Origin of the sequence: Neoroseomonas lacus, from assembly GCF_014644535.1 — a bacterium.
In the GTDB taxonomy this organism is placed as follows: domain Bacteria; phylum Pseudomonadota; class Alphaproteobacteria; order Acetobacterales; family Acetobacteraceae; genus Neoroseomonas; species Neoroseomonas lacus.
Genome location: NZ_BMKW01000001.1, coordinates 668,281 through 680,232, shown reverse-complemented (window position 1 = coordinate 680,232; position 11,952 = coordinate 668,281). Strand labels below are relative to the sequence as shown.

Sequence of the window (11,952 nt, the reverse complement as noted above, 5' to 3'; positions counted from 1 at the left end):
CCGCCAGACCTTGCGCACGCCATAGACGCGGAAGTTTTCCGCGAACACCCGCGCGATCTCGGGCATCAGCGCGGCATCGCGCCTGGCACGGGCCGGCTGCTTCGCCGGATCACGCCGCCGGGCCACCTGCGCGCGATAGGTCGACGGGTCGATCGGCAGGATCTTGCAGATCGGCTCGACCCCGTATGCCCCGCGATGATCATCGATAAAGCCGATCATAGCTTGAACCGGCGGTCGAGCTCCGCCTGGGCGAAATACGCCGACGCCTTGCGCAGGATCTCGTTCGCCTGCCCGTGCTGTCCTTCCACACGCTCACCAGGTCGCGGATGGCCTGCTGGCCCTTGGTCAGGCTGTGGAGGTTGCACATGCGAAGGCCTCATGAAACCCGTATGGGTGGAACGGCTTCTGTGTCGGCACGCCTCTCGCCGGGCAGCCCCTGCGTGATAAGTCGGGCGCTTCGTTGGTCGCGCAGATAGATCCACAGCCAGTTGAGCGACACCATCAAGCGGTTCCGCGCACCGATCAGGAAGTAGACGTGCGCAATGCCCCAGAGCCACCACGCAAACCTACCACGCAGCTTCAGCCATCCGAAATCGACGATGGCCTCCCGCTTGCCGATGGTTGCGAGGCTCCCAGCATAACGGTACCGAAAGGGCCGCGCCGCCGTGTCGCCGGCCAGGCGCGCTCGTATCGAAGCGGCGACGTGTCGCCCTTCTTGCTTGGCTGCCGGCGCGATGCCGGGAACAGGTGACCCGTCCGGTGCTTTCACGGCCGCCGCATCGCCAATAACGAAGATATCGGGATGGCCCGGAACCGTCAGATCGGGTTCGACAAGCACACGTCCAGCACGATCGGATGGCGCAGCGAGCCACTCGGCCGCAGGCGAAGCCTGTACGCCGGCGGCCCAGATAATGGTTGCCGCCGGCAGAAGATCGCCGGCGAAGGTGGCACCCTCAGCGGTGCATGCCGTCACGGGCGCGCCGAGTGCGACCTCGACGCCGAGCCGTTCGAGAGCCCTCTGTGCGTAGGCGGAGAGGTCGGGCAGGAATCCTGGCAGGATTCGCGGCCCGGCTTCGACCAGCACAACCCGCGTTGCTTTCGGATCGATACGTCGAAACTCTCCCTTCAGGGTGTGGTGAGCCAGCTCGGCAATCGTGCCGGCCAACTCGACACCGGTCGGTCCGCCGCCAATGACAACGAAGGTCATCAGCGCGGCGCGGCGCCGCACATCAACTTCCCTCTCGGCTTGTTCAAAGGCCACCAGGATGCGGCGGCGGATGGTGGTCGCATCCTCAAGGGTCTTGAGGCCCGGCGCGAAGGGCTCCCATTCGTCATGACCAAAGTAGGCATGACGTGCGCCCGTTGCGACGATGAGGGAATCGAAGTCGATAGTCTGGCCATCGTCCAAACGGACCCTCCGATCAGAGGGGCTCACGCCCGTGACTGTACCGAGCAATGTTGTTACGTCCGGGCGGTGGCGGAGAAGCCACCGGATCGGCCACGCGATGTCGGACGTCGCGAGCGAGGCCGTGGCCACCTGGTAGAGAAGAGGCTGAAAAAGGTGGTGGTTACGTTGATCGATCATCGTGATCCGCACGGCCGCACCTTTGAGGCCGAGGACGGTCGCCAGTCCTGCAAAGCCCCCGCCGATCACAACGACGTGGTGCGAGCCTGCGGTCGGGACAGTCGCCAAGCGCCGATCGTTCATGGGTTCCTCCCATCGATGCCGCGGGGGCCCCGGCTCGTTGCGTAGCGCCATCCACGGGTCATCGCTCGACGCCGGCGGAAGCATCAAAGCACACAACCCCGCCCGCTGCTCAACACGCCCGGGCGGCGCCGCGGTCAGCGTGCGTGCGAACACGAAATCACGACAATCGGTCCGGCTGGGGAGTTTGGAATAGCCAGTCGCAGCGGACTGGAGGCTTCGCGCCATGGTTGACCAACCCGACATCGCTGACGACGGGCAATGCCGAGGAGACTATGCCGGCGCCATGCTTCGCACAGCCGCACTCATTCTTGCTGTCGCTTTGGCGGCCGCGATTCACCCGGACGAGGCGGAAGCGCAGCTCCGATGTCGCGCCGTCGATGGTGATACCCTCGCCTACGGCGTCGAACGGGTGCGGGTAATTGGATTGGACGCGCCGGAAATGCACGGCCGCTGCCCGGCTGAGACGCGCTTGGCGCGTTCCGCACGCGACCGCATGGGATTGACGGCGTGGTCGATGCGCGCGGCGCCGATCGGGGCGGCCGCAGTGGTGTCGAAGGACGGGATCACGAGAACGGCCCCCGCCCGGACTCGCCGAAGTATGGCGTCTGCTGCCGCTTGGTGCGGTCGAGGAAGCCCGTGCCGCGCTCGAGCGCCACGGAAGTCGTCCATCCCTGCAACGGTGCGATCTGGTGCGCGATGCGAGTCATGTAGGCGGCGCTGACCAGGTCGCCGCGCGACAGGCGCTGCGGCGTGCCGTCCTGCGCAATGGACTCGTCACGGGTGATGGTCGAGACCCAGCCGCGCATGATGAGCGGGAGCGGCTTGCCCGCATACAAATGCGGCTCGCGCGCCGCGCGGATTTCGACCATGTCCATCGGCTCAACCATCGCGGAGATGGTGTCGAGCGTCTTGGGATGCGGCTGCCCGGGCTCGAACACCGACAGCATCGCGTTCGGCGGATCGATGGTGAAATTGTCCCGTCCTGCGGCGGTCGTCCATTCCTCGAGATGGGCGGCCATCGGCAGGTGGCCAGCCGTGCGCGCCGGGCGGTCGGTGAAGTACACCGTCTGCTGCGCGATACCGATCAGGCGCAGGGTGGAGGCATCGGCGCGCATGTCCTCGGCGACCGGCACGAACATGAATTGTGGTTGCGGTGGCTGCGGCGCCTGCGCCGAGGCCAGTGGTCCGCCGAGGACGAGATCGAGAAGGTAGGGCGGCAAACCGCAGGCGCATGGTGGCGGTTCCCGAATCAGACGCAGCAGACCCAAAGGCCAGCGATGCTCGGGGGGGATCGGGCACGCGCTGTCTGCAGGTGCATCAAAGCCCGTCGGAACGGTTTCGCGCTGGATTCAGCGCAAGGTGGACAAACTACTAGGCTGGGCTCCCCCGTTCGGAGTTCCCATGGATCGCAGTCAGCGGCGAAGCTCTCACGTGGTTGTCGGTCAGCGGGTTAGCTGTTTGGTCCCGGTATTTGGTGGTCTGGGTTTGCGGTGAAGCGTTGGGGCTCGGTTGCCCATACCTTGCAGGTGAATTCGCAGGGCGTGAGGCCGCGTAGCCGCTTGAGGCACCGGCCGAAGTTGTAGGCAGCGACGAAGTCATCGAGGTGCCGGCTGAGCTGGTCGTGGCTGTCGTAGTGGAAGCGCTTGACGGTGGCGTCCTTGATGGTGCGGTTCATCCGCTCGACCTGGCCGTTGGTCCAGGGATGGTTGATGCGGGTGAAGCGATGCTCGATGCCGTGCTCCTGGCATCGCATAGCCAACATGTGGGTCATGTAGCGGGCGGTGGGGCCATCAGCGTAGCGCGGCGCGAAGCGGAACTGGATGCCATTGTCGGCGCGCACGGTGTGGATGCGGTAGGGCACGGCGGCGACGAGGGCTTCGAGGAAGGCTGAGGCTCTGGCGTGAGTAGCGCTCTCGACCAGCTGGACGAAGGCGAACGTGCTGGTGCTGTCGAAAGCCACGAAAAGGTGGAGCATTCCTTCGGCGGTCTGCACTTCGGCGATGTCGATGTGGAAGTAGCCGATGGGATATGCCTTGAAGGCCTTCTTGGCGGGCCTGTCGCCCTCGACCTCCGGCAGGCGGGAGATGCCATGGCGCAGCAGGCAGCGATGCAGCGCCGAGCGTGTGATGCGCGGTATGGTCAGTTGGAGCGCGTAGAGGCAGTCGTCCAGCGGCAGCAGGGTGTGACGGCGGAAGGCGACGATGATGGCCTCCTGCTCGGCCGACAGGGTGGAGGAGTGCGCCTCACATGGACCGGTCGGCAGATCAGCGACCGAGGTCCGTTTGCGCCATTTGGCGACTGTCTTCGGGTTCACCCCATAGCGTCGGGCGAACTCCCTCAGGCTCGCTTGACTATGCTGGATCGCGCGACGGACCGCCTCTGTCGTGGTGGCGCAGCCGTGGAGAACTTGGCCCAAAGCGCGTCCTTCCATGCCTGGGAAAAGACTGCACCGTCAGACCCCGGGATCAAACAACTCTAACGATCTGACCGCGGGGCCGTTACGCGGTTGATGCAGATCAATACTCAGATGCACGCAGCGGCATATTCATTAGAACGATTGCCTAGAATTCAGGGCGTCGGGCGTTTGTGCCGAATATGGATAAGGATTCATCACGCCCCCGTAGCCGGGCGTGCAAGGGTAGGCGAGCGCGGCAGCGCATGCTTTCTGCAAGAGTTTGCCGAGAGGGCCCAGAATGTTGAGGATAACTCATCTCACGCGCGCACTGCTGCTCTCAGCCGTCGTGTTCGGAGCGGGCGTTTCTTCGACCTCCGCACAGCAGATCCGCGGGACGCCGGGCGCGCCGAGCGCGGTGATGACGCCGCAGGGCCTGCAGTTGCCCGCCCCGACGCCGCCCTTCACCGGCGCCATCCTGCCCAACGCCATCGACAGTGCGCCGGCTTGGCCGCCGCAGACCATGCCGCCGGAACGCGCACCGAACGTGCTGCTGATCCTGACCGACGATGTCGGCTATGCGGCGCCGTCCACCTTCGGCGGGGTGATCCCGACCCCGACGCTCGACAGCGTCGCCCAGAACGGCCTGCGCTACACCACCTTCCACACCACTGCGCTGTGCTCGCCCACGCGCGCCGCGCTGCTGACCGGGCGCAACCACCACCAGGTCGGCTTCGGCAACGTCGCCGAACTATCGAGCGGCTATCCCGGCTATAATTCTATCATTCCGCCCGAGACCGCGACGATCGGGCGCATCCTGCAGCAGAACGGCTACGCCACCGCTTGGTTCGGCAAGAACCACAACGTGCCGCCCTGGGAAGCGAGCACCGCCGGCCCCTTCACCAACTGGCCCTCCGGCATGGGCTTCGACTATTTCTACGGCTTCGTCGGCGGCGATACGTCCCAGTGGCAGCCCGGCAACCTGTTCCGCAACACCACGCCGATCCACCCCTATCTCGGGGCGGCGCCCGGCACCTGGAACCTGATAACCGCGATGGCGGACGACGCCATCACCTATATTCGCAACCGCGCCGAGATCGACCCGAACCGCCCCTGGTTCGTGCACTTCGCGCCGGGCGCGACGCACGCGCCGCATCACCCGACGCAGGAATGGATCCAGCGCATCGAGGCGCTGAACCTGTTCAACGATGGTTGGGAGCGCCTGCGCGAGCGCATCTTCGAGAACCAGAAGCGCCTCGGCGTGATCCCGGCCAACGCCGTCCTGCCGCCCTGGCCCGACTTCCTGCCGCGCTGGGACAGCCTGAGCGACGCCGAGAAGCGGCTCTTCATCCGCCAGGTCACGGTCTACGCCGCCTACCTCGCCTACGCCGACGCCGAGACCGGGCGCGTCATCGCAGAGGTTGAGCGGCTCGGCCAACGCGACAACACGCTCATCATCTACATCAGCGGCGACAACGGCAGCAGCGCCGAGGGCTCACTCAACGGCACGCCGAACGAGGTGATGTACTTCAACGGCGTCGCACTCACCGCCGAGCAGCAGATGCCCTTCATCCCGGTCTGGGGCACCGACCGCACCTACAACCACATGGCGGTGCCGTGGACCTGGTCCTTTGGCACGCCCTATCGCTGGACGAAGCAGGTCGCCTCCCATTTCGGCGGCACCCGTAACGGCATGGCGGTCTCCTGGCCCGCGCGCATCACCGACCGTGGCGGCATCCGCACGCAGTTCCACCATGTGATCGACATCGTGCCGACCATCCTCGACCTCGCCGGCATCCCGCAGCCGAACATGGTGAACGGCATCGCACAGCGGCCGATGGACGGGGTCAGCATGGCCTACACGCTGCCGCGTGAGGCAGCGCAGGCGCCCTCCACCCGCCGCACTCAGTATTTCGAGATCCTGGGCAATCGCGCCATCTACCATGATGGCTGGATCGCCAGCACCACGCCGCCCTCGACCCCCTGGGCCGGGGCGACCTCCCCGCTCCCGTCGGACGTGATGAACGGCTACCGCTGGGAACTCTATGACATGAGCGCGGACCCGACGCAGGTCCGCGACCTGGCGGCTGAGCAGCCCGAGCGGCTGCGCAGCATGCAGGAACTCTTCATCATGGAGGCTACGCGCAACCAGGTCTTCCCGCTGAACAACTCGATCGCGGCGATGATCTCGACGCGTCCGGGACCCGCGGCGGGGCGGCGGCAGTTCGTCTATACCGGCGCCTCCTGCTGCACGCAGGCGAATGCCGCGCCCAACATCCTCAACCGATCCTACCGCATCACGGCGGAGATCGAGGTGCCCCAGGGCGGCGCGAGCGGGATGCTTGTGACCCAAGGCGGCCGCTTCGCGGGCTGGGGGCTCTACCTGCGAGAGGGAAGGCCGGTCTTCACCATGAACATGCTCGACCTCGAGCGCGTGAAGTGGGAGGCGCCGCAGGCCCTTCCGCCAGGGCGCCATACGGTGGTGTTCGACTTCGCGCTCGACCCGCAGGGGCCCGCTCCCTTCGCGCATGGTGGCACCGGCACGCTTTCCGTCAACGGCACGCAGGTCGCGCAGCGCAGCATGCCACGGACGATCCCCTTCACCTTCGCCTGGGACGAGACCTTCGATGTCGGGCTCGATACCGGCACGCCGGTGGACGACCGCGACTACCAGGTGCCGTTCAACTTCACCGGGCGGATCGGCCGGATCACCATCGACACAGGCGAGACGACGACGACGACCGAGGCAGTGATTCGGTTCCTGGCCGCGATCCAGGCACGGGCCCGCGACGCCGAACGGCCCGCGCCGGGGACGGCGCCGGCGGCGGCTCCCGCAGCGCCGGCAGCGCCAGCCGCACCTGCGCCACAACGACGGAACTGATGCTGACACCCCCGGGTGGCCGTTCCGCCCGGGGATCCTGATACGACCCGCGCGACGCTGGACTGCGGGGCATGAGGCGCCCGGCAGGCAGCAACTGGAGGTTCGAAACCATGACAACGCGGCGTGATCTGACCAGAACGGCCGCCGCAGCCGCGGCGCTCGCGGCCGCCATCTCTCCCGCGGCGGCGCAGGCGCCAGCCGCGGCGGACGCCTCCAGCATTGCCGACTTCCTATTCGTGCAGACCGCCCGGCGCATGACCTTCGACCGTGGGGCCAGCCGGCTTACCCTTCACGATGTCAGCCCGGTCACGCTGTTCTTCGCCGACCGCCCGGACCGCATCGCCGGCAACATGCGCACGGCCGCCTTCGTGCCCTTCTGGAGCCAAGGGCACGACAGCTTCCTGTCCGATCCGCCGAACGCAGACGTGTCGATCGTCGAGGGCGGCGAACTTCGCCAGATCGTGGTGATGCTGCGCAACCCGGTGCTGGAGGGCGGCAGCCTCGCCTACGTCGTGCAGGTCCTGTCCGGGACGATGCCTGATGCCGGCGAGGATGTTTCGGTCTTCATCGACATCATCGGCATGCCGCGCACACCATTCTCCTTCGCCGGCGTCGCACGCCGCGGGTTTCGCCGCGCCTGGATACGCTAGGGTTGCGAAGCGACAGGCATAGGAAAGACCGAACATGACGAACCATTCCGGACGCAACCTTGCCGCAGCAGCCGCGCTGATCGCCATCGGCGCAACCTCCGGCGCCGCGGCGCAGGACACCGGCCTCCGGCCGGGCTGGAGCTTCGAGATCGCGCCCTATGTCTGGCTGCCATCGGTCAGCGCGAACCTGCGCTACAATTTGCCGAATAACGCCGGCGGTACGGCGGACGTCAAGGCCAATGCCGACGACTATTTCGCGAACCTGAACGCGGCCCTCGCCCTCGCCGGGACGGTCCGCTACGACCGCTTCTCGCTGATAACCGACATCATGTATGTCAGCGCCAGTGCGGGATCGAGCCGCGTCCAATCCGTGAACCTCCTGGATGTCGGGCGTGACCCGATCTCCAGCACGGTGGACGCCAGCGGCAACTCGACCCTCAAGACAACGCTCTGGACGCTGGCCGGCGGCTATACGGTCGCGTCCGGCACGTGGGGCAATGTCGATGTGCTTGCGGGCTTCCGCTACCTCGGCATCGACTCCACCACCGACTACAACGTCGCGGTTACGCTGGTCGGGCCGCGCGGCAATGCGGGACCCACCTTCGGCGGCGCCGGGCGCCTGTCCGGCACCGACAACATCTGGAATGGCATCGTTGGCGTGCGCGGACGCATCAACATCGCCGAGTCCGGTTTCTTCGTCCCGTATTACCTCGACATTGGCACGGGCGATTCGAACTTCACCTGGCAGACCTTCGCGGGCATCGGCTACCAGTCCGGCTGGGCGGGCGTTCAGCTGGGCTGGCGCTACATGTCCTACAACCAGGGCAGCAATTCACTGGTGCAGGACTTGACCATGAGCGGCGCCTACCTCGCGCTAAATTTCAGCTTCTAGGAGTGTGGCGGCCGCTCGCATGCTGTCGAGCAGCAGCATCGGCTGTCCCGTTCCCATGGAACGATAGGCTATCCGGTTGCCGTCAAGCGTGACGTGCTGGGTTTGCGCATGTGCTGAGATCGATGGCGGCATGCTCGGTGCTCCTTTGGCGTCTGTGCTCAAGACCGGGCGGATCGCGCGGCGTGCGACGCGCCGCCTGATCCTTCCCCAGGACGGTGCGGCCGCCGGGTCCGGATGGCATGTCGTGCCATCGCAACCGGCGGACTCGCGGGCCGCGGCCTCAGTTCCGGATGAACGCCAGCAGGTCCGGATTCACGACATCCGCATTGACCGTGCAGAGCCCGTGGCTGAGCCCGGCATAGACCTTTAGCGTCGAACCCTTCACGAGTTTCGCTGACAGCGGCGCTGAATCGGCGAAGGGTACGATCTGGTCGTCATCGCCATGCATCACCAGCGTCGGCACCGCGACCGCCTTCAGATCCTCGGTGAAGTCGGTTTCCGAGAAGGCCTTGATGCCGTCGTAATGCGCCTTCGCGCCGCCCATCATGCCCTGGCGCCACCAATTCTCGATCACACCCTGGGACGGCGTCGCGCCGGGCCGATTGTAGCCATAAAAGGGCCCGCTCGGGACATCGAGGAAGAACTGCGCGCGATTGGCGGCGAGCGCGGCGCGGAAGCCATCGAAGACCTCGATCGGCAGGCCGCCCGGATTGGCATCGGTCTTCACCATCAGCGGCGGCACCGCGCCGATCATCACCAGCTTCGCCACGCGGCCCTGCTTCTGCCCGTGCTTCACGGTGTAGTGCAATGCCTCGCCGCCGCCCGTCGAATGGCCGACATGGACCGCGTTGCGCAGGTCGAGCTTCTCCACCACGGCTGCCGCGTCGGCCGCATAGTGGTCCATGTCGTGGCCGTCGCCGGTCTGCGTCGAACGGCCGTGGCCGCGGCGGTCATGCGCGACGACGCGAAAGCCCGCATGCAGGAAGAACAGCATCTGCGCGTCCCAGTCATCCGCGCTCAGCGGCCAGCCATGATGGAAGACGATGGGTTGGGCGTCCTTCGCGCCCCAATCCTTGTAGAAAATCTCAAGGCCGTCGGTCGTGGTCACGTAGGGCATGAAGGACTCTCCTGTCAGTGGTGGGGGTGGTGCTTGTGGTGCCGTGTCACGCCGCCGGGGCGGAGTGCCCGGGCAATGACCCGCGATCACGAAGTTCGTCGTGGATGATCTCGACCAGGCAGGCTGCACCGTAGGGCAGCAGGTCGTCGTTGAAGTCATAACGGCCGTTGTGCAGCGGCACCGCGCTGCCCTCGGCGTCGCCCGCCTGGCCGAGCAGCACGAAGGCACCGGGTGCCTCGTGCAGCATATAGGCGAAATCCTCCCCGGCGGTCAGCGAGGGGAAGTCGTCGCGTATGGCATCTGCGCCGAACACCCTGGCCGCCGCCCGCGCCGCAAGCGCCGACTCCCCGGGCGTGTTGATGGTGGGCGGATAGGACCGGCGGTAGTCCAGTTCCACCTCGAGGCCATGCGCGGCCGCGCTGCCGGCCACGGCCTGGCGGAACAGCATCTCCATATGCGCCCGCATCTCGGGCAGCAGGGTGCGAATGGTGCCGCGCATCTCGACGCTGTCGGGGATCACGATGTCGGAGGTACCGGCATGGAATTGGCCGATGCTCAGTACTGCGGTGCCATGCGGATCGACGCGTCGGCTGACCAGCGACTGGAGTGCGCCGTAGAGTTGCGTCGCACCCGGCAGCGGATCGAGCCCACGATGCGGTTCGGCACCATGGCTGCTGAGCCCGCGTAGCCGGATCGCGAAGTAGTCCACCGCGGCGAGAACCGTCCCCGCCCGGATCGCGGCCACGCCGAGCGGCAGTTGCGGCAGGTTGTGCAGGCCATAGACGGCATTGCAGGGGAAACGACGGAACAGCCCGGCCTCGACCATCTCCCGCGCACCGGTCAGTCCTTCCTCGGCTGGTTGGAAGATCAGGTGGACGGTGCCGGCGAAGTCGCGCGTCTCGGCTAGGTGTTTCGCGGCGCCGAGCAGCATCGCGGTGTGGCCGTCATGACCGCAGGCATGCATCACGCCTGGATGCGTGCTGCGATGCCCGAAGTCGTTCGTCTCGGGCATTGGCAGCGCATCCATGTCGGCGCGGAGGCCGATCCTGCGGTTCCCCGGCTGCCGGCCGTGCAACACGCCGACGACGCCGGTCCGGCCGATGCCCGCATGGACCTCGATCCCCCAGGACAGTAGCCGCTCCGCGACGAGGCCGGCGGTGCGTATCTCCTCGAAGCCGAGCTCGGGATGCGCGTGGAAATCGCGCCGCCAGGCGGTCATCTCGTGCGTCAGCGCGGCGATCCGATCGGGGATGGGCACCCGCAAGCCTCCTTGGTCAGGACAACGCAGAGGCTAGGGGTGAGACGCTTGAGGTGTCAATGAATGATATGATAGTATCATCTAATGATCCTCGAACAACAGCCGCCATCCCTGAAATCCGGCGTGCCGCTTGTCCGTGCCCTTGACCGGGGCCTCGCCCTGCTCGCGGCCTTCTCGCCGGAACAGCCAGCTCTGACGCTGACGGACCTCGCGCGTGCCGCACAGCTCGACAAGGGCACGGCGCGGCGGCTTTTGCAGACGCTCCAGCTTGCCGGCTGGGTCCGACACGACGCCGCCAACCAGCGCTACGCCCTCACGACCCGCGTGCTGACCATGGCCGCAGCGGTGGAGACCGGAGCCGCCCTGCGCGCCGCCAGCGGCGATGCGCTGCACGACCTGGCGCGACGAACCGGGGGAACCGCCTTCCTCTGGATGGCCGAGGACGGGATGGCGCTGTGCCTCGCGCGCGTGATCGCCCCGCAGCCGAATGTCGATGCGGTCTGGTTCTCGGTTGGCGCGAGGTCGCCAATGAACTGTGGGGCGGGACCGCGGGTCCTGCTCGCCGGCCTTTCGCCGCAGGACCGCAACCGGGCGCTGGCGATGCCGCTGTCGGTACGGACACCAGCGAGCCAAACGGACCGCGCGGCGCTGCTTCGCGATGCTGAGACCATTGCGACCCGCGGCTGGGATCTCGCGCGCGACGATTTCGTCATTGGGTTGGCTGGGCTCGGCGTACCCATCCGGGCGCAGGACGGATCAATCCTCGGCGCCCTGAGCCTGTCCGGAATGACATCGATGTTCGGCGACCCTGCCGCGCCGCGGCATCTCACGCAGCTCCGCAGTACGGCCACGGAGATCTCGCGGCAGATTGCCAGAGGTTGAGGTACCACGGGGCAGGAAGAAGATTCCCGCGTCGCACCGTTGTGAGGCGGGTCGGGCGCAATGTTACCTCCGCATCACAATCCGGCGCGAAGGGCTGGCGAACGAAGCCGCGAGGCGATGGAGGCGGGGATCCTAACAGCCACGTCAAGGACGCCGTCAAAACGCATGTGCT

10 protein-coding genes, 1 pseudogene and 1 other annotated feature are annotated in these 11,952 nt (G+C 66.6%); of the genes and pseudogenes, 4 read left to right on the top strand and 7 right to left on the bottom strand.

Going from position 1 to position 11,952, the window contains the following annotated elements; genetic code table 11:
* The 4 genes and pseudogenes from IEY36_RS03320 to IEY36_RS03305 form a co-directional block, all read right to left on the bottom strand.
* A pseudogene (locus IEY36_RS03320) lies at positions 1–293 on the bottom strand (IS3 family transposase); the annotation flags it as partial.
* Positions 145–261: a sequence feature (AL1L pseudoknot), on the bottom strand. (Overlaps the previous pseudogene by 117 nt.)
* Positions 294–376: 83 nt before the next feature.
* Positions 377–1,708 (bottom strand): NAD(P)/FAD-dependent oxidoreductase, encoded by a 1,332-nt coding sequence (locus tag IEY36_RS03315; protein WP_188965469.1) that lies wholly within the window; start codon positions 1,706–1,708, stop codon positions 377–379.
* Between the two features lie 563 nt (positions 1,709–2,271).
* The gene (locus IEY36_RS03310; RefSeq protein ID WP_188965468.1) at positions 2,272–2,841 is read right to left on the bottom strand and encodes a hypothetical protein; all 570 of its coding nucleotides are present in this window, start codon (positions 2,839–2,841) and stop codon (positions 2,272–2,274) included.
* Between the two features lie 317 nt (positions 2,842–3,158).
* The gene (locus tag IEY36_RS03305; RefSeq protein ID WP_188965467.1) at positions 3,159–4,124 is read right to left on the bottom strand and encodes an IS481 family transposase; all 966 of its coding nucleotides are present in this window, start codon (positions 4,122–4,124) and stop codon (positions 3,159–3,161) included.
* 277 nt (positions 4,125–4,401) lie between these two features.
* Between IEY36_RS03305 and IEY36_RS03300 the strand changes: the two genes are divergently transcribed.
* The 3 genes from IEY36_RS03300 (at position 4,402) to IEY36_RS03290 (ending at position 8,523) form a co-directional block, all read left to right on the top strand.
* Positions 4,402–6,981 carry an arylsulfatase gene (locus IEY36_RS03300; protein WP_188965466.1) on the top strand — a complete coding sequence of 860 codons (2,580 nt, stop codon included), beginning with the start codon at positions 4,402–4,404 and terminating at the stop codon, positions 6,979–6,981.
* Positions 6,982–7,091: 110 nt separating this feature from the next.
* Positions 7,092–7,631, top strand: coding sequence for a hypothetical protein (locus IEY36_RS03295; protein WP_188965465.1), 540 nt, complete (start codon positions 7,092–7,094; stop codon positions 7,629–7,631).
* Between the two features lie 34 nt (positions 7,632–7,665).
* On the top strand, positions 7,666–8,523 hold the full coding sequence (locus IEY36_RS03290) for a hypothetical protein (RefSeq protein WP_188965464.1): 858 nt from the start codon (positions 7,666–7,668) through the stop codon (positions 8,521–8,523).
* On the opposite strand, the gene IEY36_RS03285 is transcribed toward IEY36_RS03290, so the two are convergent.
* From IEY36_RS03285 to IEY36_RS03275, 3 genes are all read right to left on the bottom strand, one after another.
* Complete coding sequence (locus tag IEY36_RS03285) at positions 8,506–8,655, bottom strand: hypothetical protein (protein WP_188965463.1); 150 nt, start codon at positions 8,653–8,655, stop codon at positions 8,506–8,508. The two genes, IEY36_RS03290 and IEY36_RS03285, sit on opposite strands and share 18 nt — an antisense overlap.
* A gap of 148 nt (positions 8,656–8,803) precedes the next feature.
* The gene (locus tag IEY36_RS03280; RefSeq protein ID WP_188965462.1) at positions 8,804–9,640 is read right to left on the bottom strand and encodes an alpha/beta fold hydrolase; all 837 of its coding nucleotides are present in this window, start codon (positions 9,638–9,640) and stop codon (positions 8,804–8,806) included.
* Between the two features lie 46 nt (positions 9,641–9,686).
* Entirely contained in the window at positions 9,687–10,898 is a 1,212-nt protein-coding gene (locus IEY36_RS03275) for a M20 aminoacylase family protein (protein WP_188965461.1), read from the bottom strand.
* An 84-nt stretch (positions 10,899–10,982) separates the two neighbouring features.
* Between IEY36_RS03275 and IEY36_RS03270 the strand changes: the two genes are divergently transcribed.
* Entirely contained in the window at positions 10,983–11,780 is a 798-nt protein-coding gene (locus tag IEY36_RS03270; protein ID WP_188965460.1) for an IclR family transcriptional regulator, read from the top strand.
* Positions 11,781–11,952: the final 172 nt, after the last annotated feature.

Bases quoted from the DNA above. Each gene is read 5' to 3' on its own strand.
- IEY36_RS03285 (WP_188965463.1), bottom strand. From the start codon at position 8,655: ATGCCGCCATCGATCTCAGCACATGCGCAAACCCAGCACGTCACGCTT.
- IEY36_RS03300 (WP_188965466.1), top strand. From the start codon at position 4,402: ATGTTGAGGATAACTCATCTCACGCGCGCACTGCTGCTCTCAGCCGTC.
- IEY36_RS03295 (WP_188965465.1), top strand. From the start codon at position 7,092: ATGACAACGCGGCGTGATCTGACCAGAACGGCCGCCGCAGCCGCGGCG.
- IEY36_RS03315 (WP_188965469.1), bottom strand. From the start codon at position 1,708: ATGAACGATCGGCGCTTGGCGACTGTCCCGACCGCAGGCTCGCACCAC.
- IEY36_RS03290 (WP_188965464.1), top strand. From the start codon at position 7,666: ATGACGAACCATTCCGGACGCAACCTTGCCGCAGCAGCCGCGCTGATC.
- IEY36_RS03280 (WP_188965462.1), bottom strand. From the start codon at position 9,640: ATGCCCTACGTGACCACGACCGACGGCCTTGAGATTTTCTACAAGGAT.
- IEY36_RS03270 (WP_188965460.1), top strand. From the start codon at position 10,983: ATGATCCTCGAACAACAGCCGCCATCCCTGAAATCCGGCGTGCCGCTT.